This is a genomic window from Streptomyces sp. NPDC059668, from assembly GCF_042734135.1.
GTDB lineage: Bacteria > Actinomycetota > Actinomycetes > Streptomycetales > Streptomycetaceae > Streptomyces.
In genome coordinates, this window is record NZ_JBHWEL010000070.1 from 12,345 (window position 1) to 34,530 (window position 22,186).

Consider the following 22,186-nt stretch of genomic DNA (forward strand, 5'->3'; position numbering starts at 1 on the left):
TCATACCCCCGCGGCCCCCCCCCCGGCCCCCCCGGGGGCCCCCCCGGGCCCCCCGGCCGCCCCCCCGGCCCCCCCGCCCCCGGCGGTCCGGGCGTCGCTTTCCCGTGCCGGGAGCCGCCGGGACTCAGGGCCGCAGGACGTCCAGCAGCCGGTCGACGTCGGCGGGCGTGTTGTACAGATGGAAGGCGGCGCGCAGGTTGCCCGCCCGGTCGGAGATCTCGACGCCGGCTTCGCTCAACTCCCGCTGCAAGCGGCCGAGTCCGGGCACGGAGACGATCGGCGAGTCCGGCGCCGGCACCGGCTCGTGGCCGAGTTCCCGCAGGCCGGTGCGGAAGCGGTCGGCGAGGCCGAGGTCGTGGTCGCGTACGCGCTCCACGCCCAGTTGCTCGACGAGCTCCAGCGAGTGCCGGGCGCCCGCGTAGGAGAAGAGGCTGGGACTCTCGTCGAACCGCCGCGCCGAGTGGGCGAGTTCCTCGACCGGTCCGTAGCAGCTGTCCCAGGGCGCCTGCCCCGCGACCCAGCCGGCGAACAGCGGGGTGAGGCCGCCGAAGTCCTCGGGGACGACCAGGAAGGCCACGCCCCGGGGGCACAGGAGCCACTTGAAGGCGACGGAGGAGACGTAGTCGTAGGCGTCCGCCGTCAGCGGCAGCCAGCCCGCGGCCTGGGACGCGTCGACGTAGGTCCGCGCCCCGTGCGTCCGCGCGGCCTCGCGGATCGCGGGCAGGTCGGCGAGGCGGCCGTCCGCGGACTGCGCGGCGCTGACCGCGACGAGCGCGGTGCCGGGGCGTACCGATTCGGCGAGCCGTTCCAGCGGTACGGCACGCACCTTGAGGTCGCCGCGGACGTGGAAGGGGTTCACCACGGAGCTGAAGTCGTCCTCGGCGGTGAGCACTTCGGCGCCGGACGGCAGCGCGGCGGCGATCAGTCCGGTGTAGACGGCGACCGAGGCCCCGGCCGCCACCCGGGTCGCCGGGACCTGGGCCAGCCGGGCGAACGCGGCCCGGGCCGCCTCGACGTCCGCGAACATGTCGGCGGGCCGTCCGTCGGCGACGGACGCGACGGCGGTGCGCATGGCCTCCACCGCGCGGACCGGGAGCAGCCCGGTGCTCGCGGTGTTCAGATAGGTGTTCTTCGGGGCGAACTCGGCGCGTACGAGGCTCTCGAAGGTCTCCATGGGAACCACTCTGGAGCCCCGGGAACCCCCCGTCCATTGCGAACTTTTACCCGGTTCACCCAACGAGCGCTTATACAAGCGCCCCGACCAGGGCTTTTCACTGCTGCGGCACGGCGCACCCGTCCGGGCCGCAGGCCTCCGCGTCGGTGGAACCCTGCTGGATCAGCCGCAGCGGCGGGCGTTCGCCCCAGGCCTGGGTCAGCGCCTGCGTGAAGACCTCGGCGGGCTGGGCGCCGGAGACTCCGTACTTGCGGTCCAGGACGAAGAACGGCACGCCGTTCGCGCCCAGCTCGGCCGCCTCGCGCTCGTCGGCGCGTACGGCGTCGGCGTAGGCCTGCGGGTCGGCGAGGACCGTGCGGGCCGCGTCCGCGTCGAGTCCGGCCGCGACGGCCAGCTCCACGAGCCGCTCGTCGTCACCGAAGACGGTGCGCTCCTCGGCGAAGTTCGCCCGGTACAGCAGACCGATCAGCTCGTCCTGGCGGCCCTGCTCCTTCGCGAAGTGCAGGAGGCGGTGCATGTCGAAGGTGTTGCCGTGGTCGCGGTCCCGGGTGCGGTAGGCGAGGCCCTCGGCGGCCGCCTGCGTACCCAGGTTCTCCTCGCCGGCCTGTGCCTGCGCCTCGCTCATGCCGTACTTCTTGGTGAGCATCGCGAGGACGGGCTGGATGTCACCCTTGGCGCGGCCCGGGTCGAGTTCGAAGGAGCGGTGCACCACCTCGACCTCGTCGCGGTGCGGGAACGCGTCGAGCGCCTTCTCGAAGCGCGCCTTTCCCACGTAGCACCACGGGCAGGCGATGTCGCTCCAGATCTCGACGCGCATGTCTCGGCTCTCTCCAGGTCGTACGGGTACGGGAATGCTGCGGCACCCTCCGCGGGTCCTCGTGCGGAAACGTTCAGGCGGCCGGGTTCATTCCCCGGGGACGGTGTACCGCAGGACGAGGTGGTGATCGCCCTCGGACGGCTGGTTCCCGGGGTCCGGGAACCAGCCCTGGCGGGCGTAGAAGGCCTGCGCCCGTTCGTTGCCGACGTGCACGTCGAGCGTGGCCGTCCGCACCCCGTCGGCCTGCCACTCCTCCACGCAGGCCGCGTGCAGGGAGGTGCCGATGCCGGTGCGCCAGCGGTCGGGGGCGACGTGGAACTGGAAGAGCTTCACGGAGTCGGCGGGCGCGCCCTCGTCCGTACGGAAGGAGGCGATGCCGGCGAGGCGGCCGTCGCGCACCGCGCACAGCACATGGGTGTCCGGGCGCTCGATGGCGCCCCGCCAGCGCGCCGGCCAGTCGGCCCCGTCCTCGGGCAGGCCGTCCGGGTAGTAGGTGGCGCGGGCGCGGACATGCAGGTCGGCGATGGCGGCGGCCTCGCCGGCCAGCGCGGTCCTGATCACGAGGGAGCCGACGGGGCGGTGCGTTCTGATCACGCAGCGGAGGACGTGGCGGCGAGGATTCCGGTTCCGGTCCCGCTGAACCCGGCGCGGTATCGCGGTACCGGTCCGGGTGAACCCGGTGGGGTATCGCGGTACCGGTCCGGGTGAACCCGGTGCGGCGTGGCGGTTGCGGGGCGCCTGCACCAGGTGCGGTGTTCCGGGGCGGGGCGGTGCGGTCAGCTGCCGTCCCTCAGGTCCTGGGGCCAGTGCGGGCGGAACTCGATGCCGTCGTACGTCACCACGCACCCCTCCCCCATCGGGGACTGCGTCATGAAGCCGACCAGCGCGTCGGACGTCTCCTTCTCGTCACCCAGTGTGAAGAGCCGGATGAAGGTCCAGCTCGTTCCGTTGCGGGAGGCGTGGAAGGCGAAGGCGCGGCCGGTCCTGCTGATCCGCAGCCAGACGGAACTGCCGTCCACGGTGAAGGAGTTGGCGTCGTCGGAATGGCCCCGGGTGACCACCGTGCAGACGGTCGGCACGTCCGGGGAGTACTCCAGGCAGAGCTTCGCCCAGGCCCGCTCCCCCACGTGGACGTAGAGCACGCCCGCGTCGAAGGAGGCCCCGAAGCCGACCGTGACCCGGGCGATCAGCTGGAAGTCCCCCTCGGGGGCGCCCAGCAGCCGCGGCGCGTCCGAGGCGGGGTCCAGGGCCTCGCCGGTGGGCGGCACGAAACGGTCCTGGCGACCGCCGGCCCAGCCCGCGAGCACCCCGTCCTCGTAGGACCAGTGCCCGTCCGGGCCGTACGTGCGCAGGGAGAAGGGAAGTTCAGGAAGTTCCAGGTCCATCCGCCCAGTCTTCCAGGTCCACCGCGGTGCGCCCGAACAGGGCGCGGGTCACGCGCGACCGGCCGGGGCCGCCCCCGGGACCACCGAGGACGGCGGCCCCGCGGGCGCGTCCCGCGGAGCCGTCAGCGCTCCAGCCGCCCGTTGAACCGACGCGGCAGGCCCAACGGGTTGTCGTCCCGCAGTTCGGCCGGCAACAGCGCCTCGGGAACGCCCTGATAGGCCACCGGCCGCAGCCACCGCTCGATCGCGGTACCGCCGACGGAGGTCGACGTGGACGTCGTCGCGGGGTACGGGCCACCGTGGTGCTGGGCCGGGGCGACGGCGACGCCCGTCGGCCAGCCGTTGACCAGGACGCGTCCGGCGAGCGGCGTGAGCTCGGCGAGGATCTCGGCTCCGCGCCCCTGGCCTGCCGCCTCCTCGGCGGAGAGCTGCACGGTGGCGGTGAGGTTGCCGGGCAGCCGGGACAGGACCGCGCGCGCCTCGGAGTCGTCCTCGTAGCGGACGAGCACCGTGAGCGGGCCGAAGCACTCCTCCAGGAGGAGGTCGTGCTCGCCGGCCGTCGTGAGCTTCTCCGCCGGGACGGTCAGGAAGCCGGGGCTCACCGTGTGCTCGCCGCCCGCGCCGGGTGTCACCGGGGCCTCCACGCCCGGCAGTCCGGCGCGCTCGGCGACCCCGGCGACGAAGTTGTCGCGCATCCGGTGATCGAGGAGGACACCGGAGTCGGTGTTGCTGACGGCGTCCGTGAGCGACTTGACCAGACGGTCGCCGGCCGCGCTCGCCGGGGCCAGCACCAGACCGGGCTTCACACAGAACTGGCCGACGCCCAGCGTCATCGAGCCCGCGAGTCCGGCACCGATCGCCTCGGCGCGCTCGGCCGCCGCGGCCTCGGTGACGACGACGGGGTTCAGGGAGCCGAGTTCGCCGTGGAAGGGGATCGGCACGGGGCGGGCCGCGGCCGCGTCGAAGAGCGCCCGGCCGCCGCGGACGGACCCGGTGAAGCCCGCCGCCGCGATCAGCGGGTGCCCGACGAGTTCCACGCCCGCCTCGAAGCCGTGCACCAGGCCGACGACACCCGCCGGGATGCCGTGCCGGCCGGCGGCCCGGCGCAGGACCGCCGCGACCAGTTCGGAGAGCGCCGGGTGGTCGGGGTGCGCCTTGACCACGACCGGGCAGCCGGCCGCCAGCGCGCTCGCGGTGTCACCGCCGGCGACCGAGAAGGCGAAGGGGAAGTTCGAGGCCGAGTAGACGGCGACGACGCCCAGCGGCACCTTGTGGCGGCGCAGGTCCGGGATCGGCGGGGTCGCCGTGTCGTCGGGGTGGTTGATCACGACGTCGAGGAACGCGCCCTCGTCGACGATGTCCCCGAAGGCGCGCAACTGGTAACAGGTGCGGGCGAGTTCGCCGGTGAGCCGGACCGGACCGAGCGCGGTCTCCGCGTCGGCGGCCTCGACGAGGTGGTCCTTGGCCCCTTCGAGCAGGTCCGCGGCGGTACGCAGGAAGGCAGCGCGCGCGGTGCGGTCCACGAGGGCTCCCCGGGCGGCGTGCGCGGCGCGGACGGTCTCGTCGACCTCCTGGGCTGTGGCCTCCACCGCAACCTGCTCGCGCTGCTTCCCGGTACGGGGGTCGACACTCCAGACTGGTGCTGCTGCCACCGGGGGTCCCTCCAGATGTGATGCCGCTGTTCTTGTGTCACCGACCAGCAGCGTTCGATATACTGAACGCTGTCTCTGATGGTGAATATGATGCGAGACTATTTCCCGTCGAACGAGGGGGTCAAGGGCGATGTCGGCAGGCGAGACAGGCGGCGGAGCGCAGGTCAAGTCCGCGGTACGGACCGTGGAATTGCTCGAGTACTTCGCGGGCAGGCCCGGAATGCACTCCCTGGCCGCGGTCCAGGAGGCCGTCGGTTATCCGAAGTCCAGCCTGTACATGCTGCTGCGTACCCTCGTGGAACTCGGCTGGGTGGAGACGGACGCGACGGGCACGCGGTACGGCATCGGCGTACGCGCCCTGCTGGTCGGCACCTCGTACATCGACGGCGACGAGGTGGTGGCCGCCGCCCGGCCGACCCTGGACCGGCTGTCGGACGACACGACCGAGACCATCCACCTGGCCCGCCTGGACGGCACGAACGTCGTCTACCTGGCCACCCGCCAGTCCCAGCACTACCTGCGCCCCTTCACCAGGGTCGGCCGCCGCCTCCCGGCGCACTCGACCTCGCTCGGCAAGGCGCTGCTCGCCACCCACACCGACGAGCAGGTCCGCAAGATGCTCCCGGAGACGCTCCCGGCCCTCACCGAGCACACGATCACCGACCGGGAGAGGCTCATCGAGGAGCTGCGCCAGGTGCGGGAGCAGGGCTTCGCCGTGGACCGCGAGGAGAACACCCTGGGGCTGCGCTGCTTCGGCGTCGCGATCCCGTACCGCACCCCGGCCCGTGACGCGATCAGCTGCTCGGTACCGGTCGCCCGGCTCACCCCCGCGCACGAGCAGATGGTGAAGGACGCGCTGTTCGACGCCCGGGACCGGCTGACGCTCGCCACCCGGAGGCTGTGATCGTGGAGGTCGCGCTCCGCCCGGTCCACGACAGCGACCTGCCGGTCTTCTACCGGCAGCTGAACGACCCCGAGTCCCTGCGGACGGCCGCCTTCACCCCCAGGGACCCGGCCGACCGGGAGGCCTTCGACGCCCACTGGAAGCGTGTCCGCGCCTCGTCCGGCACGCTGACCCGCACCGTCCTGGTGGACGGCGACGTCGTGGGCAGCGCCGCGGTGTACGGGGAGCCCGGCGCCCGCGAGGTCACGTACTGGATCGACCGGGCCTACTGGGGCCGGGGCATCGCGACGGCCGCGCTGCGGGACCTGCTGGCCGAGGTGTCCGAACGCCCGCTGTACGCGCGGGCGGCGGCCGACAACGCGGGGTCGCGGCGGGTCCTGGAGAAGTGCGGGTTCCAGGTCACCGGGCGGGCCCGGGGGTACGCGCACGCGCGCGGCGAGGAGACGGACGAGGTCGTTCTCACCCTGGCCGGCTGACCCGGGCCTCATGAACGGCGCATGAGAAATCCGGGCGGAAGGGAACGATTCACCCCCGTCCGCTCGTCCTTCTGAACGGCATGAACAAGACGATCAGGCGTGCCGCCGTCTTCACCCTGCTGCTCGTGCTCTCCCTGCTGGTCAGGGCGACCTGGGTGCAGTACTACGACGGCCGTGCACTCGCGGACGACAAGAACAACCGGCGCAACGCGATCGAGCAGTACGCGAACCCGCTCGGGAACATCATCGTGGCCGGCGACGCGATCACCGGTTCCGCGCAGACGAAGGGCAGCGACCTCAGGTACAAGCGCACGTACACCGACGGCAGCCTGTACGCGGCCGTCACGGGCTACAGCTCGCAGGTGTTCGGGGCGACCCAGCTGGAGGGCATCTACAAGGACCTGCTGGACGGCACCGACAGCCGGCTCAAGAACCCCCTCGACACGGTCACCGGCAAGCGCGCCGATCCGGGTGACGTGGTCACGACGATCGACCCGGACGTGCAGAAGGCGGCGTACAGGGCGCTCGGCGACAAGAAGGGCGGGGCCGTCGCCGTCGACCCCACGACCGGCCGGATCCTCGCCGCCGTCTCCACCCCGTCGTACGACCCCTCGCTGCTGAGCGCCGGCGACTCCGCCGCCTGGAAGAGGCTGACGAAGGACGCGGACAAGCCGATGGCCAACCGGGCGCTGCGCCAGCCGCTGCCCCCGGGGTCGACGTTCAAGCTGGTCGTCGCCGCGGCCGCGCTGGAGGACGGACTGTACGCGGACGTGGACAAGCGGACGGACAGCCCGAACCCGTACACACTGCCGAACACGACGACCGTCCTGAAGAACGAGAGCGCCTCCGCGCCCTGTGCGAACGCCCCGATCCGGGTCGCGCTGCAGTACTCCTGCAACAACGTCTTCGCGAAGATGGCCGTCGACCTGGGCCAGGACAAGCTGAGGGCGATGGCGGAGAAGTTCGGCTTCAACGACACCTCGCAGGACGTGCCGGTACGGGCCTACCCGAGTGTCTATCCCTCGGGCATGGACAAGTCGTCCACGGCGCTGACGGGCATCGGCCAGTTCGACGTGACCGCGACACCCCTCCAAATGGCCATGGTGTCGGCGGCCATTGCCAACGGCGGGAAGCTGGTCTCTCCGCACATGGTGGCGCAGACCAGTGACGCCGACGGCAATGTGGTGGAGAACTACGACGACCGCACGGAGACCAAGGAGATCGTCAGTCCGTCGACCGCCGGACAGCTCCAGTCCGCGATGCGCACGGTCGTCGAGGACGGCACGGGCACGAACGCGCGGATCCCGGGCGCGACGGTGGGCGGCAAGACGGGAACGGCCCAGCACGGCGAGAACAACAGCAAGACGCCCTACGCCTGGTTCACGTCGTACGCGAAGTCCGACTCGAACGGCAAGGAGGTCGCCGTCGCGGTCATGGTCGAGCAGTCGGACGCGGCCCGCTCCGAGGTCAGCGGCAACGGCCTGGCCGCCCCGGTGGCCCGGGCGATGATGCAGGCGGCCCTGAAGGGCTGAGGCGCCACGCACGACACGGGGCCGCCCTCGCATTCCCCGGGGGCGGCCCTTCTCGCGTGCGGTCACTTGACGCCGAACAGCTGCCTGACCGGATCGATCGCGAAGTACACGAGGAACAGCGCCGACACGGCCCACAGCAGCCAGTGGACCTCACGGAGCTTGCCGAGCACCGCCTTGATCACGACGTAGGCGACGAATCCCGCACCGATGCCGTTGGTGATCGAGTAGGAGAACGGCATCGCCGCGATGGTGAGGAACGCGGGGATCGCGATCTCGTAGTCGTCCCAGTCGATGTGCTTGACCTGGGTCATCATCAGGAAGCCGACCGCGACGAGGGCGGGGGCCGCCGCCTGGAGCGGGACGATGGTGAGCAGCGGGGTCAGGAACAGGGCGAGGGCGAACATGCCACCGGTGACCAGGTTCGAGAAGCCGGTCCGCGAGCCCTCGCCGACCCCTGCCGCGGACTCGATGTACGCGGTGTTGGACGAGGCGGAGGCCGCGCCGCCCGCGACCGCCGCGGCGCCGTCGATGAACAGCACCCGGCCGATGCCCGGCACCTTGCCCTCGTCGTCGAGCAGTCCGGCCTCGGCGCTGATGCCGACGATCGTGCCCATGGCGTCGAAGAAGTCCGAGAGGATGAGGGTGAAGATCAGCAGGACGACCGTCAGGGCGCCGGTCTCGCCGAAGCCGCCGAACAGGCTGAAGTGACCGACGAGGCCGAAGTCCGGGGCGGCGACCACGTCGGAGGGGATCTTCGGCGTGGTCAGGCCCCAGCTCTTGATGTCGGCGGCCGAGTTGATGATCACGGCGAGCACCGTCATCGTCACGATGCTGATCAGGATGGCGCCCTTCACCTTGCGCGCCATCAGCCCGATGGTGAGCAGCACACCGAGACAGAAGACCAGGACGGGCCAGCCGGTCAGCGAGCCCGTCGCGCCCAGCTGCACCGGCACGGTGGTGTTCGCGACGTCCGGGATGCGGCTGACGAAGCCGGCGTCCACGAAGCCGATGAAGGCGATGAAGAGTCCGATGCCGACGCCGATGGCGTGCTTGAGCTGTTGCGGGATGGCGTTCATGACCGCTTCGCGCAGTCCGGTGAGGACCAGGACGCAGATGATCACGCCTTCGATGACCACCAGGCCCATGGCGTCGGGCCAGCTCATCAGCGGGGCGATCTGGAAGGCGACGACGGCGTTCAGTCCGAGGCCCGCCGCGATCGCGAGCGGCAGGTTGCCGCCGACCCCCATGATGACGGTCATCACCGCGGCCACCAGGGCGGTGGCCGTGACGAGTTGGCCGCTGTCGAGGTGGTGGCCGAACTTGTCCTTGGCGCTGCCGAGAATGATCGGGTTCAGGACGAGGATGTAAGCCATCGTGAAGAACGTGGCGAAACCGCCGCGTATCTCCCGACCGAACGTGGAACCCCGTTCGGAGATCTTGAAATACCGGTCGACGCTGTTCGCCGCCGGTGGCACGGAGCCCGGCCGCTCTGCCACCTTCTGCGATTCGGACATGGCGATACTCCTCGTTACCTGCGTGGCGGGTGTGCGGATGCTGGCTGGATTGTTCCCGTGTTGCACCGCGTTCAGGTTTTCCCTGTGTTACGGAATCAGGTTCGGCCCGCCACATGGCGTTCGAGGCCCTGGACGAACGCCGACGCCCTCCCGCGTCACGCCCCGCGCGGACGCGGATTCCCCATCGGCGGCAACGGGGGACCGTATACACGACCAGGCCTTCCGGCAAGGGCGCGCACCACGTCCCGGCGGTCCCGCGTGGCCGGTGTCCGACGGCGCCCGCCGGACGGATTCGTGCCGGGGGACAACCACTTGCTCGTTTTCCTCGTCCTTTCCGGTGAGTGGAGCGGGCACACCGGTCGACGGCTCCACGGGCTCGGCCCCGCCGCGCCCGGTGCGTCGTCCGACCCCATGGATCTGCTGGCCTGAGCCCCCCTCGGAGCCAGTCAGAGGAGCGCCCCCGCCGGTGACGACCGGCGGGGGCGTTCGCCTTGTCCCACAAGGACGGTGAGGGCGCGTCAGCTGACGAAGTACGTCGGGTTCGGCAGCTTGTAGGTCTTGTCCGCGTAGCCGCCGTCGAGGTCCGAGTACTGGTCGCCGAAGTTGGCGACGATGTCGTACCCGAGGGACTCGATGTGCTTACGGGTGCCGGCCTTGTACTGCACGGTGGTGCAGTTCCAGGCGGCGGCCGTGGCGCAGGAGCTCAGGTACGCGGGCGGGTTGGCGGCGTCCTTGAGGAACATGTGGGCGGAGTCGAGGTTGACGTCGGCGCCGACCTTCTTGAGGTTCGTGACCGCGTCGAGGCGCTGCGACTCCTTCAGGCCCGAGTTGTAGAAGACCTCGACGCCCCTGGACTTGGCGTACGCGACGAGCTCGGGGGTGCCGAAGACGGCCGGACGGTCGGCCTGGGCCACGTACGACGCCCACGTCGCCGAGTTGTACGTGTAGTTCGTCTTCTTCTCGTAGTCGAGGGAGAGCAGCAGCGTGTCGTCGATGTCGAAGACGACCGCCGGCTTCTCGCCCCGGTGCCTCGCCTTGTGCGCCGCCTTGTCGATGTGGCGCCTGGCGTCCGACTCCAGGCGCGCCAGGTCCTTGGCGTACTGGCTGGTGCCGGAGGCCTGGTAGACGCCGTTGCCGTCGAGCGTGGTGCCGTAGTAGGTGTCGATGTCCTTGACCAACACCCCGATGTTGTAGGGCTCGTGGGTCGAGTTCGCCGTCGACTGCCCGGCGGTGGCGACACCGGTGCCGTAGAGGGCTGCACCGGCGACGGCGCAGGCGGCACCGACGGCCGCAGTTCTGAGGGACTTCCGCATGGGTTCTCCGGATCTGAGTGAGTTGATTAACCGGCCGTTCCGCACCAGGTCACCGACTGTCTACGCGCATCACCCACGACACGCGAGAGCCTTTATCCGATCGATATCCCAGCCCTGAACGGCACTTCGGGTGACGCATTACCTGCGGGTGACATGTCCTTGACCATCCCTTGAAGCGGCTCTCCTAGGGTCGGACGCAAGTGCGAACGACGGCCACGCGCCGCATGTCCAAGTGCCGTCTCGGCGAGGACGGCGCGGAGACCGAGCGCACGGACTTCACCTGGGACGACACCCGGCTCGCCGAACACCGGACGGCTGACGGCCGGGTCGCGACCTGGGACTACGCACCCGGCACACACCGCCCCCTCACGCAGACCACTCACAGATCCGCCGAGGCGACCCTGGACGCCTCGCACCTCGCCCGCCTGGCCGAGGACACGACGGCCGACCGCACCCTCAGTTTCCACGCCGTCGTCACGGACTCGGTCGGGAAACCGACCGAACTCGTCTCCGCTGAAGGCGAGTTGGCATGACAACGCCGTACCACCCTCTGGGGAACGGCACATCCCGTGCCCACGGACGACCACGAGTCCGCAGACTGCCCCCTCCGGTTCCCGGGACGGTACGCGGACGCCGAGACCGGGCTGCACCACAACTTCCACCGGTACTACGACCCGGAGACCGCACGGTACGTCTCGTCCGACCCGCTCGGTCTGGACGCGGGCCCGAACCCGTACTGGTACGGCCCGCATCCGTTGACCTGGATCGACCCCTACGGGCTCGCGCTCTGCCGCACCGCTCCGAGGATGGAGGACGGCAACCCCAAGGAGGGCTGGCAGCACATCGACGAACGTCACATCGCGGGCACCGCGAACGGCGGCCACGGCGATCTCCTGCCCCCGACGACCACACGCGCACAGGTGGAGAAGGCCGCGGAGACGATGATCGAGAAGGGCACGCGGGTCTCCGATCCCGCGCGCCGGATGCAGACCTATGAGAAGAGGATGATCGTGAACGGAATGCGGGCCCGGTACCGCCTGGTCGTCGACTCGGACGACGGGAACCGCATCATCACCTTCTTCCCGGTAGGAAAGAGCTACGTCCCGTGATCACTGTGCAGTTCACCGTCCGCCCCGGCCAGGGTGATCCCAGCGGGTTCGACCTGGGTGACATGTCCGTCACCGGGGATCTCGGTACGGCCGACTCGGCGGGCCGTACTCCCGACCAGGGCATGATGATCCACCTCTCGGTGACACAGCTGCTGGACAGCCTCCCCGCGCTTCTCCGCGGCGGTGCCAGAACGCTCGCCTTCACCGGTGTCGACACCTCGTTCGGCCTCTCCTTCCGACGGAACAAGGACGGGGTCTCCGTCTCCTCCGAGGACGGCGTCATCGCCCGCACGACGCCGGACGAACTCGCGTCGGCGGTCCTGGCCGCGGCCGAAGCCCTGGCCCTCACCCTGCCCACCGGGGAGCCGGTCGAGTCGGACTACGCGGACGCCTTGGCGGCATTGCGTCCGCTCGTGTCACGGCACGGTCCCGGCGCCGGTCATTGATGTGGAGAGGGACGAACCGTCACGGGCACCAGTCGCCCAGGTACGCCTCGCGGGTCGCCGCCCCGGCCTCAGAGCGGCTCAGTTGGGGCCGGTTCGGCGGGACGCTGATCACCGCTCCCGGTCCCGTGTTGCGGTACTCGGCGAACCGCTGGCTCTGCCACGGGTAGGTGTCCGACATGTTGGCGTAGGGCGCGACCGCGTCGATCCCGGCGGAGAGCCGGGTGTCGCGGACGGTGAGCATGGGCCAAGCGGTGGTGTCCGAGCCGGGCACCCAGGGGCGGGCCAGCTTGTAGTGGGCGTCCGGGGCCCCGCTGCTGACCCGGCCGTGGGTGACCAGGTAGCCGCGCGGGTCGGCGCGCGCGGTGGAGGGGGCGAAGACGAAGCCGTACGGGGCCCCGGCCAGGTCCGTACGGTCCAGGGCCCGGAAGTGGCAGCGTTCGAAGACGGCGGTCGCCCGGCCGAAGACGAAGTCCACGTCGCCCTCGGCGTAACAGTCCCGGTAGTACTGCCGGGCGAAGGTGCCGAGCGCCATGGAGTCGGCGTACAGCGTGTCCTGGTGGCCCAGGAATCGGCACCCCAGGAAGGCCGAACGGTCCCCCTGCACCTTGATGGCGACCGCCTGGGTGCCGGTGATCCCGGGGTGGTCGGCGCGCAGCCAGTCGTTGGCGAAGGTGATCCGGCGGGCGGTGAAGCCGTCGGCCTGCACGGTCGTGGTGGCCGACCCGGTCGTGCCGTAGGTGCCCCCGCCGGGCTTCGGCGTGCCGGCCGCGTTGTCGTACACGACGACGACGTCCCGCGGGTCCCCGGAGGCACCGATCCAGGTCATCCCCGTACGGTCGGCGCCGACGGCCACGGTCTCGCGGTAGGTGCCCGGGGCGAGGACCAGCGTGTATCCGCTTCCGCCCGCCGCGTTCACGGCGGCCTGGAGGGTGGTGTGGTCGCCGCGGCCGCCGGGGTGCACGTACAGAGTGCGCGCGGTGAGGCGGGCGGAGGGCGAACCGTAGCGTCCGAACGGTGACCGGGTCGCCGCGCGGGCGGGCGCCGCGGGCACCGGAGCCAGGACGGCTCCGATGCCCGCGGCGACGAACGTCCTTCTGCCGATCGGGACTTCGGCCATGGTCAGCAGACCTTGCCGGCGCCCGCGCGGTGGTCCACGATGCCCGGTACCGCCCTCGGTGGATCGACATGGGTCCGCAGCGACGGTGTCCAGCCGGCGCCGGACCGCAGCGTCTCGGCCGGGATCTCCGCGTTGTGCACGGCGATCAGATCCGTCGCCACCCCGTTGACGTAGTTGTCCCTGGCGGTGAGCGGCGCCTCCTTCCACTTCTTCAGGACGGTCGCCGCGCTGATCCCGCTGGGCAGTGTGAACGCGTTGTGCTCGGCGACGAGTTGGGACTCCATGCCGATGCCGTAGCTGTAGGAGAAGCCGTCGCCCGCGACGAAGTGGTTGTTGTACGAGTCCACCTGGCCGAAGCGGACCCGCGGCGCGCGCTCGACCAGGTTCGAGAAGAGGTTGTGGTGGAAGGTCACCTTGAGGTGGCCCCGGTCGACCGCGGCGGTGGAGGCGCTGTCGCTGTTGCCGACCAGGATCGTCTTGTCGTGGTCGGTGAAGACGTTCCAGGACGCGGTCACGTAGTCCGCGCCCCTGACGATGTCCAGCTCGCCGTCGTGCTGCTCGTAGATCCGGCCGAAGTACGTGGGCAGCGTGCTGTCGGGGTGGTCCCCGTCGGTGAAGGTGTTGTGGTCCAGCCAGACGTGGGTGGACCCGTAGACCACCGCGCTGTCGTACTCGGAGTTCCAGTTGCCGACGGCCGTGTCGGTCGGGTCCCACTGCGGGAAGCAGTCCAGCGGGCTCTCGAAGGTGAGGTTGCGGACGATGACGTTGTCCACGGCCTTGATCTGGAGGCTGGCTCCCTTGAAGCCCGCGTTCCTGCCGACGCCGACCAGCGTGGTGTCGGCGGGGATGTCCGCCTTGACGGCGGTGTCCTGGCGGGCGGCGGAGGCGCGGCGCAGGCCTTCGGGGCTGTCGTCGGGCTCGGCGTCCAGGTTGGTGCCGTAACCCCAGTTCTCCGGCGCGTACTTCCGCAGATAGGCGTCGAAGTCGTAGCCCGGCGCGGCGAAGGAGGCGCAGCCCCCGGCGCCGGCGTCGATCATGCCCTTCACCCTGATGATCCTCGGAGCGGTGGAGCCGTCGCTCAGCGCGGCCTTGAACTCGGCCCAGGTGGTGACGGTGTGGACGTGCGCGGCGTCGGCGGCCGCCCCGCCGGTGGTGCCGGTGGTGGCGGAGCCCCAGCCGTCGCCGGCGGGGAGGGTCTGGCGGCCGGGGTCGCGGGGCCGCGCCTGGGCCTGAGCGGCGGTGCCGGTGGCGGTGGCGGCCAGGACGAGGGCGGTGCATCCGGCCAGTGAGGCAATGACACGTGCATGACATCCATGGGTGTTCATGGTGCGGCTCTCTCTTTCCGGTGGGCTGGTGGGCCGAGGGCTGGTGGGCCGACGGGCTGGACTCGAACGGATGGGGCGTGTGGGTGAGGGGGGTGAGGGGGTGGGGCGGAAGGGTCACGCGCGAACCGTGCGGGCCGGCCCCGGCCGGTCCGCAGGGCGTGGGGCGCGGAGCGCGGTCCGCAGGGCGCGGGGCGCGGTCCGCAGGGCGTGGGGCGCGGGGCAACCCGTGCGGGGCAGTCCCGCGCCCCCGGCCGGCCGCGCACGGACCGACCGGCACGGCGGACCGGCGGAGCCGGCCGGCCGGGCTAGTGATTCGCCTTCCAGTCCGCCTGCGCCTTGTTGAGCTGGTCGGCCAGCGTGTCCAGGAAGTCCTTGGCGCTCATCTTCCCGAGCAGCAGCTTCTGGAAGTTCGGCTCGTTGTCGGCCTTGGAGATGGTGTTCCAGTCGGGCAGGTAGTACGGCAGTTGCACGATCTTGGTGTCGGCGCCGTTGAGTGCCTCCGCGGCGAGCCTGGTCGGCTCGGCCTTCTGGATCCAGGCGTCCTTGGCGGCGTCGGTGTTCGCCGGGACCTGGCCCGCCGACTCGTTGAACTTGGAGTTCTCCGCGGCCGAGACGGCGAACTCGATGAACTTCCAGGCCGCCGACTTGTTCTTGCTGGACTTGAAGAGGCTCAGTCCGTCGACCGGGTTGGACACCTGCACCCGCGTGCCGTCGTCCTGGGTGGGGTTCGGGATGCCCCTGAACTTCTCCGTGCCCAGCGCCTTCAGATGATCCTGGTAGGAGCCGAGGTTGTGGCTCAGCATGCCGATGCTGCCGCTGTCCCACTGGGCGACCATCTTGGCGAAGTCGTTGTTGACGTCGGCGGACGGGGTGTCCTTCTTGTACAGGGCGATGTACTTCTCCAGGGCCGCCACGTTCTTCGGGTCGTTGACGGTGGTCCTGTCGCCGTTCCAGAACGAGGTGAGGCCGGTCTGGCCGTACACCGCGTCCAGGGCCGGCGCGATGGCCCCCTCGCCGCCCCGGATGGTGAAGCCGAACCGGTTCCCGCCCTTGTCGGTGAGCTTGTCGGCGGCCTCGTAGAACTTCGCCCAGGTGGTCGGCGCGTCCAGGCCGGCCGACTTGAAGAGGTCGGTGCGGTACCACAGCGTGCCGTTGTTCGCGGAGGTGGGCACCTGGTAGAGCTTGCCCGCGCCGCCCGCCGCCCGGCTGACGTCGAGCAGGTTCTGGCTCAGCCTGCCCTTCAGCGGGCTCTTCTCCAGACGGCTGTCCAGTGGGTCCAGCGCTCCCTGGACCGCGACCTCGGCGAGCATCGCGGTGCCCACACCGCCGACGTCGGGCAGACCGCCGCCCTGGATGGCGGTGTCGTACTTCGACTGCGCGCTCGCCGCGGGGATGCCCACGTAGTTGACCTTGACGTCCGGGTACTTCTTCTCGAAGTCCGCGATGATCTGCTTCCAGATGTCGGTGCGGACACCGCCGTTGTTGTCCCAGAAGGTGATCTCGCCCTTGCCCGAGCCCTCGCCGCCCTTGTCCCCTGCCGCCCCGCTGCCGTTGTCACCGCAGGCGGTGGCGGTGAGCGCGAGTACGGAACCCAGGGCGACGGCGAGCGCGGAACGCCTGGTTCTGTGGATGCTGATCTTCATCGGTCGGCTCTCTTCTTCTGGTTCCAACAGGGTTGCGGGGTCTGGTCGGTCACGGTCCGCCGGTGTCGGCGGCACCGGCTCCGGGCGTCCGGTGCGCGGTAACGGAAAGCGCTTGCTCAACAGGTGCGGCACTGCGGCTCCCAACAGACTCACTGGTGGCGGTGGACGACCCTCAGGGGGTCGCGGTGATGCGGAACTGCGTGAACGAGGCCGCTCCGGCGTGTCCCGCGCCGGCGGGCGCGAGCGCGAAGAGCCCGAGCAGGGCGCCGACCCAGCGCCAGGGTGTGGCGGCGAAGACCTGGCCGGAGGAGACCCGGCCGTCGCCGACGTCGTACGAGAAGCGGCAGCGCGCCCCCGCGCCGGTCTCGATCCACAGCCGGGCCCGCCCCTCGGGCGCCTCCCGGGAGGCGGCGGCGTCGCGCTCCCTCGCCCACGGCCCGGAGGTCCTGGCGGGCGCCCCCGCCACGACGGACTCGGCGAACCGGTGCACGAGCCGTACCGACCCGTCGGGGTGGCGCTGGAGACCGATCCAGCTGAACGCGTCCCCGAGCACGGCGAGCCCCGCCCGCGCGCCGGGTTCCTCGCTGTCGAGCCGCAGCTCCACCTCGGCGGTGGCGGCGGTCCCGGGCAGCCGTTGGGTCAGGACGTGCGGCAGCCTGCGCAGATCGTCCGCGTCCGCCGTCCGTACGCAGGTCAGCCGGAGCCCGTCGGAGGAGTGCTGGGTGGCCCAGCCGTCCTGCGGATTGGCGGTCCACTGCCACTGCCGCCCGAACCGGCCGCCCGGGAAGTCGTCGTCGGTGGCGGGTGCCGAGCGTGGCTGCCGCGGCAGATCGGGCTTCCGGTGCACGGCCACGGGGACGCCCTCGTCACCGAGCACCGGCCAGCCGTCCGGCCCGTCCCAGCGCATCGGCTGGAGGTGCACGACCCTCCCGTACGGGCCGCGGTGCTGGAAGTGCGCGAACCAGTCCTCACCGGCCGCCGTGCGCACCCAGCCGCCCTGGTGCGGGCCGTTGACCCCGGTCTCCCCCTGTTCCAGCACCACCCGTTCCTCGTACGGGCCGAAGAAGCCGCGCGAGCGGAAGGCGCCCTGCCAGCCGGTCTCCACTCCCCCGGCGGGCGCGAAGATCCAGAACCAGCCGTCGTGCCGGTAGGCCTTGGGCCCTTCGAGGGTGAACCAGCCGGGGATCCGGTCCGCGTCGACGATCACCACGCCCTCGTCGAGCAGTCCGCTGCCGTCGGGACGCATCCGGTGCCCGGTGAGCCGGTTCTTCACGCCCGAACGGGATCTGGCCCAGGCGTGCACGAGGTAGGCCTCGCCGGTCTCCTCGTCCCACAGCGGGCAGGCGTCGATCAGTCCCTTGCCCTCCTTGACGAGGTGCGGCCGGGTCCAAGGGCCGCGGATCTCAGGGGCGTTGACCTGGAAGATGCCGTGGTCGGGGTCGCCCCAGAAGATCCAGAAACGGTCGTCGTGATGCCGTAGGGACGGAGCCCACACCCCGCGGTCGTGCCGGGGACCGCTGAACTCCCGTACCGGTTCGAGGCGTTGCAGGGCGTGGCCGACGAGCGTCCAGTTCACCAGGTCACGGGAGTGCAGCAGCGGCAGGCCCGGCACCCGGCCGAAGCTGGAGGCGGTGAGGTAGAAGTCGTCCCCGACGCGCAGCAGATCGGGGTCGGACCAGTCGGCGTCGAGAACGGGGTTGCGGTAGGTGCCGTCACCGAGGTCGGAGGAGGGAAGGGCCATCAGGTGCTCACCGCCGTGCGGACGAGCGCGGCGGCCTCGCCCCGGTCGAGGGTGCCGTCCGCGACGACGGTCACGACCCGCCGTACGACGGTGTCCCCCGCCCCGACGGGCAGCCGCTCGGTGTGCGCGAGGCAGGAACCGACGCCCGGGTACTCGGCGGTGCGCACGAACCACGGGTCGCGGCGGGTCCGTTCGGTCGCCCCGGCGAAGACCAGGGTCCAGCGGGCGCCCGCGAGCGCCACCCAGTCGGCGCGGGCGCCGTGCACCGCCTCCACGCCCTCGGTGCCGGCGGTGAAGACACGCGGCGCCCCGGCCTCCTTGCGGGCCCGCCAGAAGAAGCCGCCGTAGGCCGCGCCCGGACGCCCGTTGGTGGCCGGGCTGCCGATGGAGAGGGGCTTCGGGGTCGTGTTCGTCAGCGAGAAGGTGAAGTCCAGCGCCCAGGCGGCGTCGGTGAGCCGGATCGCGGTGACGGTCCGTCGCTCACGCAGCAGTTCGCCGCCCGCGGCCACCCAGCGCAGTTCCTCCACGAAGCCGTCCGGGTCGCTCAGCCGGAAGCCGTCGTGCCGCTGGGCGCCGTGGTTGGCGAGTTCGGTCGGCCCCTGGTCGCGCACATAGGTGCGCCCGCCCCAGAAGTTGTGCCCCTCGACGTCGGGAACGGCGACACCGACGCCGAGGTGGTGGAGGTGGTCGGCGGGGCTGAACTCGGTGACCGCCGTGCCGGCCAGGGTGGTGACCGGGTGGAGGTACGGGCGCGGGGAGAGCCGGGGGGACAGCTCGGGGCGCGTGTGGTACCGGCCGACCGGGCGGCCCGCGACGCGCAGGACCGGCGAGTCGTGGTGGGGCGCGGTGTTCATCCGGTGCTCACCTCGTTCGGGGGCGCCCAGGAGGCGCCCAGCTCGGAGTAGAGGGCGAGGGTGTCGGCCGCCGCCGCGACGAGTCCGTCGATGCCCCGCACGATCCGGCGGTTCTCCGCGGGGACCGTCTCCCAGGCGTCCGCGGGCAGCGCGACCGGGTCGGGGGCCCGCCGGACGGCCTCGACGACCTTCATGAAGGCGCCCGTCGAATCCGGTGCGACCAGCAGCTCGTCGCCGTCGGTCAGATGCGCGACCAGGTTCTCCAGCAGGTCCGTGCGGCCGTACTCGATCTCCTCCGGACCGTGCCCGGACCGCTGTACGAGGACGCGGTCGAGCTTGTACCAGAAGGTGATCCGGCCCTCGCTGCCGTGCACCAGGACGTACGGCTCGCCGGGCCGCTCGGCGCAGAGCGTGGCGGCGACGACGACCCGGCCCCGGGGGGTGGTGACGCGTACGCAGGAGGTGTCGTCGGACTCGATGTCGTTGGCGCGCAGCAGCTCGGTCTCGATCGCGGCGACGTCCTCGGCCCGGGTGGCCCCGTGCAGCGCGAGGGCGGTGACGACGGCGTGCGCGAGGGGGTTGGTGAGGGCCCCGTCGATCACGTCCACGCCGTTCAGGCGCCGCCTGCCCGCCCACGCCGCCCTGCGGTAGTAGGCCTCGTCGCGCGCCCAGGCGCCCGCCGCGCCGATCCCGGTGACGGTGCCGAGCACGCCCGAGGCGATCATCTCCCGGATCGCCGGCAGCGCGTGCGAGCCGAGCGACTGGAAACCGATCTGACAGACGACCCCGGCCGCCGCAACGCCGTCGGCCATCCGGCGGAACTCGGCGTACGAGGGCGCGGGAGGCTTCTCCAGCAGGAGGTGCACGCCCCTGGCGGCGGCGACGAGCGCCAGGTCGGTGTGGGTCGGGATGGGCGTGCAGACCACCGCGATCGCGGCGCCGGTGGAGTCGAGCAGGGCCCCGAAGTCGGCGGACTGTTCGGGAGGCCGGCCCCCGAAGTCGTCGCAGGACCCGAAGTCCCCGAACGTCTCGGCGAGTTCGGACGTCGTGAGGGGGTCCGGGTCGCAGATGCCCGCCAGCCGTACGAGCCCCTTGTCCTGGAGCCGGCGGATGTTGCGCAGGTGCCAGCGGCCGTGACCGCGCGCCCCCGCGAGGACGACCGGCAGCGGGAGTCCCCCGCCCGGCGTGCTCCTCCCGCTCATCCCTTCACCGCCCCCGCGCTGAAGCCCGTGATCAGCCACTTCTGGATGAACGCGAACACGATGACGACGGGTACCGCGGCGATGATGCCGCCCGCGGCGAGCGCCCCGAGGTCGACGCTGTCGGCGCTCATCAGGGTGTTGAGACCGACCGGGATCGTCTGTTTGCTCTGGTCGCTGAGGAACATCAGGGCGAACAGGAAGTGGTTCCAGGCGTGGACGAAGGCGAAGGAGCCGACGGCGATCAACCCCGGGCGCAGCAACGGGAGTACGACGATCCGGAAGGAGGTGAAGCGGCCGCAGCCGTCGACCCAGGCGGCCTCTTCCAGGGAGTACGGCACGTTCCTGATGAACCCGCTGATGAGGATCATCGACAGCGGCAGCTGGAACACCGTCTCGGCGATGACGACGCTGCCCAGCGAGTTGATCATCTGGAGCTTGGCGAAGATCTGGAAGAGCGGTACCAGCAGCAGCGCGCCCGGCACGAACTGCGAGCACAGCAGCGCCAGCATGAAGCCGCGTTTGATCCTGAAGTCGAAGCGGGCCAGGGCGTATCCGCCGGCCAGGGCGACCACGGTCGTCATGACGAGCGTGGCGACGGCGATGAGCACGCTGTTCTGGAAGTAGGTCCCGAAACTGCGCTCGGTCCACACCTTGTCGAAGTGCTCGAAGGTCATGGGCCACGGCACCAGCGAGGTGGACCCGGCCGGGCGGAGCGCGAAGAGCAGGATCCAGTAGAAGGGGATCAGGGTGAAGAGGAGGTAGACGCCGAGCGGGAGGTAGATGTGCCACCGCGGGACCTCGTCCCAGGCGCGGCGCTTCGCGCCCGGGCGTCGCCGGGGTTCCTGGTGGGCCACCGGGGCCGGGGCCGCGGGGGCGCTGACGGTGACGTCCTCGGTGATCACTTGTCCCCGCCTCCGAACTTGCTCAGCCGCAGATAGACGATCGAGCAGAACAGCAGAATCACGAACGCGACCGTGGTGAGGGCGGACGCGTAGCCGAAGTTGTGCGCGTCGACACTGGTGTTGGCGATGTAGAGCGGAAGGGTGGTCGTCTCACCCGCGGGTCCGCCGCCGGTCAGGGTGTAGAGCAGGTCGACGTTGTTGAACTCCCAGACCGCGCGCAGCAGCGTGGACAGGACGATGGCGTCCTTCAGGTGCGGCAGGGTGATGTGCAGGAACTGCCGGAAACGGCTCGCGCCGTCCACCTCGGCGGCCTCGTACAGGTCCTTGGAGACGGACTGGAGGTCGGCGAGGATGAGGATCGCGAAGAAGGGCACTCCGCGCCACAGGTCGGCGACCACGGCCGCCGGGAAGACGGTGGCGGTGTCCGACAGCCAGCTGGTGCCGTACTGGCCGATGCCGGCGTCCGCGAGGTAACGGGTGATGCCGGTCTGGGAGTTGTAGAGCAGTACCCAGATCGCGGAGGTCAGCACTCCGGAGACGGCCCACGGCGAGAAGACCAGTGCCCGGCCGACCGCGCGGCCCACGAAGGTCTGGTTGACGATCAGCGCCAGCGCCAGACCGAAGAGCAGTTGCAGACCGACCTCGACGACGACCCACTGGGCGCTGAAGGTCAGCGTGTCCCAGAACTGGGGGTCGGCGGTGAAGGCGTGCACGAAGTTGTCGAAGCCCGCGAACCCGTTGCGCCACGGCTTGGTGGGGTTGTAGTTCTGCAGGCTGTAGTAGAAGACGCTGATGACCGGGTAGGCGATGAAGCCCAGCATCAGCAGCCCCGCGGGGGCGATCAGCAGATACGGGAGCCTGCGGGGCGTCGCCGAGCCGCGGCGCCGCCGGAGCGGCGCGGGCTGTTTCGCCACGGCTGCGGCTTGGGCCATGACTGTTCTCCGTTCTTACGGGTGCCGTGGAACGTGCGCTGTCGGTGTCGGTGTCGGTGACACAGGAAGCGCTTGCTACACACGCATGGGTGAACGCGCTTCGGAGGTGTCGTTCGGGTGGTCGGCCGGGGGCGCGGTCCTCTCGGAC

20 protein-coding genes and 1 pseudogene are annotated in these 22,186 nt (G+C 71.0%); 6 read left to right on the forward strand and 15 right to left on the reverse strand.

The genetic code is table 11. From position 1 onward, the window contains the following. Nucleotides 1-124 precede the first annotated feature (124 nt). From ACFV2J_RS34240 to ACFV2J_RS34260, 5 genes are all read right to left on the reverse strand, one after another. Complete coding sequence (locus tag ACFV2J_RS34240) at nucleotides 125-1,174, reverse strand: aminotransferase class V-fold PLP-dependent enzyme (protein ID WP_385442315.1); 1,050 nt, start codon at nucleotides 1,172-1,174, stop codon at nucleotides 125-127. 97 nt (nucleotides 1,175-1,271) lie between these two features. Further along, nucleotides 1,272-1,991 carry a DsbA family oxidoreductase gene (locus ACFV2J_RS34245; RefSeq protein ID WP_385096607.1) on the reverse strand — a complete coding sequence of 240 codons (720 nt, stop codon included), beginning with the start codon at nucleotides 1,989-1,991 and terminating at the stop codon, nucleotides 1,272-1,274. 87 nt (nucleotides 1,992-2,078) lie between these two features. Then, nucleotides 2,079-2,582: a GNAT family N-acetyltransferase gene (locus ACFV2J_RS34250; RefSeq protein WP_385096613.1), complete on the reverse strand. Its 504-nt coding sequence runs from the start codon at nucleotides 2,580-2,582 to the stop codon at nucleotides 2,079-2,081. A 185-nt stretch (nucleotides 2,583-2,767) separates the two neighbouring features. Then, nucleotides 2,768-3,376: a DUF1349 domain-containing protein gene (locus ACFV2J_RS34255; RefSeq protein WP_385096604.1), complete on the reverse strand. Its 609-nt coding sequence runs from the start codon at nucleotides 3,374-3,376 to the stop codon at nucleotides 2,768-2,770. Nucleotides 3,377-3,498: 122 nt separating this feature from the next. Continuing rightward, the gene (locus ACFV2J_RS34260; protein ID WP_385442320.1) at nucleotides 3,499-5,028 is read right to left on the reverse strand and encodes an aldehyde dehydrogenase (NADP(+)); all 1,530 of its coding nucleotides are present in this window, start codon (nucleotides 5,026-5,028) and stop codon (nucleotides 3,499-3,501) included. A 130-nt stretch (nucleotides 5,029-5,158) separates the two neighbouring features. Here ACFV2J_RS34260 and ACFV2J_RS34265 point away from each other — a divergent pair, with 130 nt between their 5' ends. The 3 genes from ACFV2J_RS34265 (at nucleotide 5,159) to ACFV2J_RS34275 (ending at nucleotide 7,940) form a co-directional block, all read left to right on the forward strand. Continuing rightward, entirely contained in the window at nucleotides 5,159-5,932 is a 774-nt protein-coding gene (locus tag ACFV2J_RS34265) for an IclR family transcriptional regulator (RefSeq protein WP_385083449.1), read from the forward strand. A 2-nt stretch (nucleotides 5,933-5,934) separates the two neighbouring features. Continuing rightward, nucleotides 5,935-6,408, forward strand: a complete 474-nt coding sequence (locus ACFV2J_RS34270; RefSeq protein ID WP_385083448.1) for a GNAT family N-acetyltransferase — start codon at nucleotides 5,935-5,937, stop codon at nucleotides 6,406-6,408. A gap of 80 nt (nucleotides 6,409-6,488) precedes the next feature. Continuing rightward, complete coding sequence (locus ACFV2J_RS34275; protein WP_385083447.1) at nucleotides 6,489-7,940, forward strand: peptidoglycan D,D-transpeptidase FtsI family protein; 1,452 nt, start codon at nucleotides 6,489-6,491, stop codon at nucleotides 7,938-7,940. A gap of 62 nt (nucleotides 7,941-8,002) precedes the next feature. Here the strand turns inward: ACFV2J_RS34275 and ACFV2J_RS34280 are convergent, their stop codons facing one another. Both ACFV2J_RS34280 and ACFV2J_RS34285 read right to left on the reverse strand, forming a co-directional pair. Further along, nucleotides 8,003-9,454 carry an NCS2 family permease gene (locus ACFV2J_RS34280; RefSeq protein ID WP_385083446.1) on the reverse strand — a complete coding sequence of 484 codons (1,452 nt, stop codon included), beginning with the start codon at nucleotides 9,452-9,454 and terminating at the stop codon, nucleotides 8,003-8,005. Between the two features lie 518 nt (nucleotides 9,455-9,972). Continuing rightward, nucleotides 9,973-10,767 (reverse strand): HAD family acid phosphatase, encoded by a 795-nt coding sequence (locus tag ACFV2J_RS34285; protein ID WP_385083445.1) that lies wholly within the window; start codon nucleotides 10,765-10,767, stop codon nucleotides 9,973-9,975. A gap of 224 nt (nucleotides 10,768-10,991) precedes the next feature. Between ACFV2J_RS34285 and ACFV2J_RS34290 the strand changes: the two genes are divergently transcribed. The 3 genes and pseudogenes from ACFV2J_RS34290 (at nucleotide 10,992) to ACFV2J_RS34300 (ending at nucleotide 12,322) form a co-directional block, all read left to right on the forward strand. After that, nucleotides 10,992-11,300 carry a hypothetical protein gene (locus tag ACFV2J_RS34290; RefSeq protein WP_385083444.1) on the forward strand — a complete coding sequence of 103 codons (309 nt, stop codon included), beginning with the start codon at nucleotides 10,992-10,994 and terminating at the stop codon, nucleotides 11,298-11,300. Nucleotides 11,301-11,330: 30 nt separating this feature from the next. Next, a pseudogene (locus tag ACFV2J_RS34295) lies at nucleotides 11,331-11,876 on the forward strand (RHS repeat-associated core domain-containing protein); the annotation flags it as partial. Further along, nucleotides 11,873-12,322: a hypothetical protein gene (locus ACFV2J_RS34300; RefSeq protein WP_385083443.1), complete on the forward strand. Its 450-nt coding sequence runs from the start codon at nucleotides 11,873-11,875 to the stop codon at nucleotides 12,320-12,322. The pseudogene ACFV2J_RS34295 and the gene ACFV2J_RS34300, both read left to right, overlap by 4 nt. Nucleotides 12,323-12,341: 19 nt before the next feature. On the opposite strand, the gene ACFV2J_RS34305 is transcribed toward ACFV2J_RS34300, so the two are convergent. The 8 genes from ACFV2J_RS34305 to ACFV2J_RS34340 form a co-directional block, all read right to left on the reverse strand. Further along, nucleotides 12,342-13,439, reverse strand: coding sequence for a pectinesterase family protein (locus ACFV2J_RS34305; RefSeq protein ID WP_385083442.1), 1,098 nt, complete (start codon nucleotides 13,437-13,439; stop codon nucleotides 12,342-12,344). Between the two features lie 2 nt (nucleotides 13,440-13,441). Beyond that, entirely contained in the window at nucleotides 13,442-14,764 is a 1,323-nt protein-coding gene (locus tag ACFV2J_RS34310; protein WP_385083441.1) for a polysaccharide lyase family 1 protein, read from the reverse strand. A 305-nt stretch (nucleotides 14,765-15,069) separates the two neighbouring features. Continuing rightward, nucleotides 15,070-16,407 (reverse strand): ABC transporter substrate-binding protein, encoded by a 1,338-nt coding sequence (locus tag ACFV2J_RS34315; protein WP_385083440.1) that lies wholly within the window; start codon nucleotides 16,405-16,407, stop codon nucleotides 15,070-15,072. Nucleotides 16,408-16,579: 172 nt separating this feature from the next. Continuing rightward, complete coding sequence (locus ACFV2J_RS34320; RefSeq protein WP_385083439.1) at nucleotides 16,580-18,148, reverse strand: family 43 glycosylhydrolase; 1,569 nt, start codon at nucleotides 18,146-18,148, stop codon at nucleotides 16,580-16,582. Next, nucleotides 18,148-19,002 (reverse strand): PmoA family protein, encoded by an 855-nt coding sequence (locus tag ACFV2J_RS34325; RefSeq protein ID WP_385083438.1) that lies wholly within the window; start codon nucleotides 19,000-19,002, stop codon nucleotides 18,148-18,150. The genes ACFV2J_RS34320 and ACFV2J_RS34325 overlap by 1 nt, the downstream gene beginning before the upstream one ends. After that, nucleotides 18,999-20,204 (reverse strand): Gfo/Idh/MocA family protein, encoded by a 1,206-nt coding sequence (locus ACFV2J_RS34330; protein ID WP_385442331.1) that lies wholly within the window; start codon nucleotides 20,202-20,204, stop codon nucleotides 18,999-19,001. Before ACFV2J_RS34330 ends, ACFV2J_RS34325 begins: the two co-directional genes overlap by 4 nt. Next, entirely contained in the window at nucleotides 20,201-21,106 is a 906-nt protein-coding gene (locus ACFV2J_RS34335) for a carbohydrate ABC transporter permease (RefSeq protein WP_385083436.1), read from the reverse strand. The genes ACFV2J_RS34330 and ACFV2J_RS34335 overlap by 4 nt, the downstream gene beginning before the upstream one ends. Beyond that, entirely contained in the window at nucleotides 21,103-22,038 is a 936-nt protein-coding gene (locus ACFV2J_RS34340) for a carbohydrate ABC transporter permease (protein ID WP_168527510.1), read from the reverse strand. Before ACFV2J_RS34340 ends, ACFV2J_RS34335 begins: the two co-directional genes overlap by 4 nt. Nucleotides 22,039-22,186: the final 148 nt, after the last annotated feature.

Coding starts and splice junctions, on each gene's coding strand:
- ACFV2J_RS34255 (WP_385096604.1), bottom strand. CDS start 3,376: ATGGACCTGGAACTTCCTGAACTTCCCTTCTCCCTGCGCACGTACGGC.
- ACFV2J_RS34265 (WP_385083449.1), top strand. CDS start 5,159: ATGTCGGCAGGCGAGACAGGCGGCGGAGCGCAGGTCAAGTCCGCGGTA.
- ACFV2J_RS34315 (WP_385083440.1), bottom strand. CDS start 16,407: ATGAAGATCAGCATCCACAGAACCAGGCGTTCCGCGCTCGCCGTCGCC.
- ACFV2J_RS34280 (WP_385083446.1), bottom strand. CDS start 9,454: ATGTCCGAATCGCAGAAGGTGGCAGAGCGGCCGGGCTCCGTGCCACCG.
- ACFV2J_RS34275 (WP_385083447.1), top strand. CDS start 6,489: ATGAACAAGACGATCAGGCGTGCCGCCGTCTTCACCCTGCTGCTCGTG.
- ACFV2J_RS34340 (WP_168527510.1), bottom strand. CDS start 22,038: ATGGCCCAAGCCGCAGCCGTGGCGAAACAGCCCGCGCCGCTCCGGCGG.
- ACFV2J_RS34330 (WP_385442331.1), bottom strand. CDS start 20,204: ATGAGCGGGAGGAGCACGCCGGGCGGGGGACTCCCGCTGCCGGTCGTC.
- ACFV2J_RS34245 (WP_385096607.1), bottom strand. CDS start 1,991: ATGCGCGTCGAGATCTGGAGCGACATCGCCTGCCCGTGGTGCTACGTG.
- ACFV2J_RS34310 (WP_385083441.1), bottom strand. CDS start 14,764: ATGAACACCCATGGATGTCATGCACGTGTCATTGCCTCACTGGCCGGA.
- ACFV2J_RS34325 (WP_385083438.1), bottom strand. CDS start 19,002: ATGAACACCGCGCCCCACCACGACTCGCCGGTCCTGCGCGTCGCGGGC.
- ACFV2J_RS34285 (WP_385083445.1), bottom strand. CDS start 10,767: ATGCGGAAGTCCCTCAGAACTGCGGCCGTCGGTGCCGCCTGCGCCGTC.
- ACFV2J_RS34290 (WP_385083444.1), top strand. CDS start 10,992: ATGTCCAAGTGCCGTCTCGGCGAGGACGGCGCGGAGACCGAGCGCACG.
- ACFV2J_RS34320 (WP_385083439.1), bottom strand. CDS start 18,148: ATGGCCCTTCCCTCCTCCGACCTCGGTGACGGCACCTACCGCAACCCC.
- ACFV2J_RS34240 (WP_385442315.1), bottom strand. CDS start 1,174: ATGGAGACCTTCGAGAGCCTCGTACGCGCCGAGTTCGCCCCGAAGAAC.
- ACFV2J_RS34305 (WP_385083442.1), bottom strand. CDS start 13,439: ATGGCCGAAGTCCCGATCGGCAGAAGGACGTTCGTCGCCGCGGGCATC.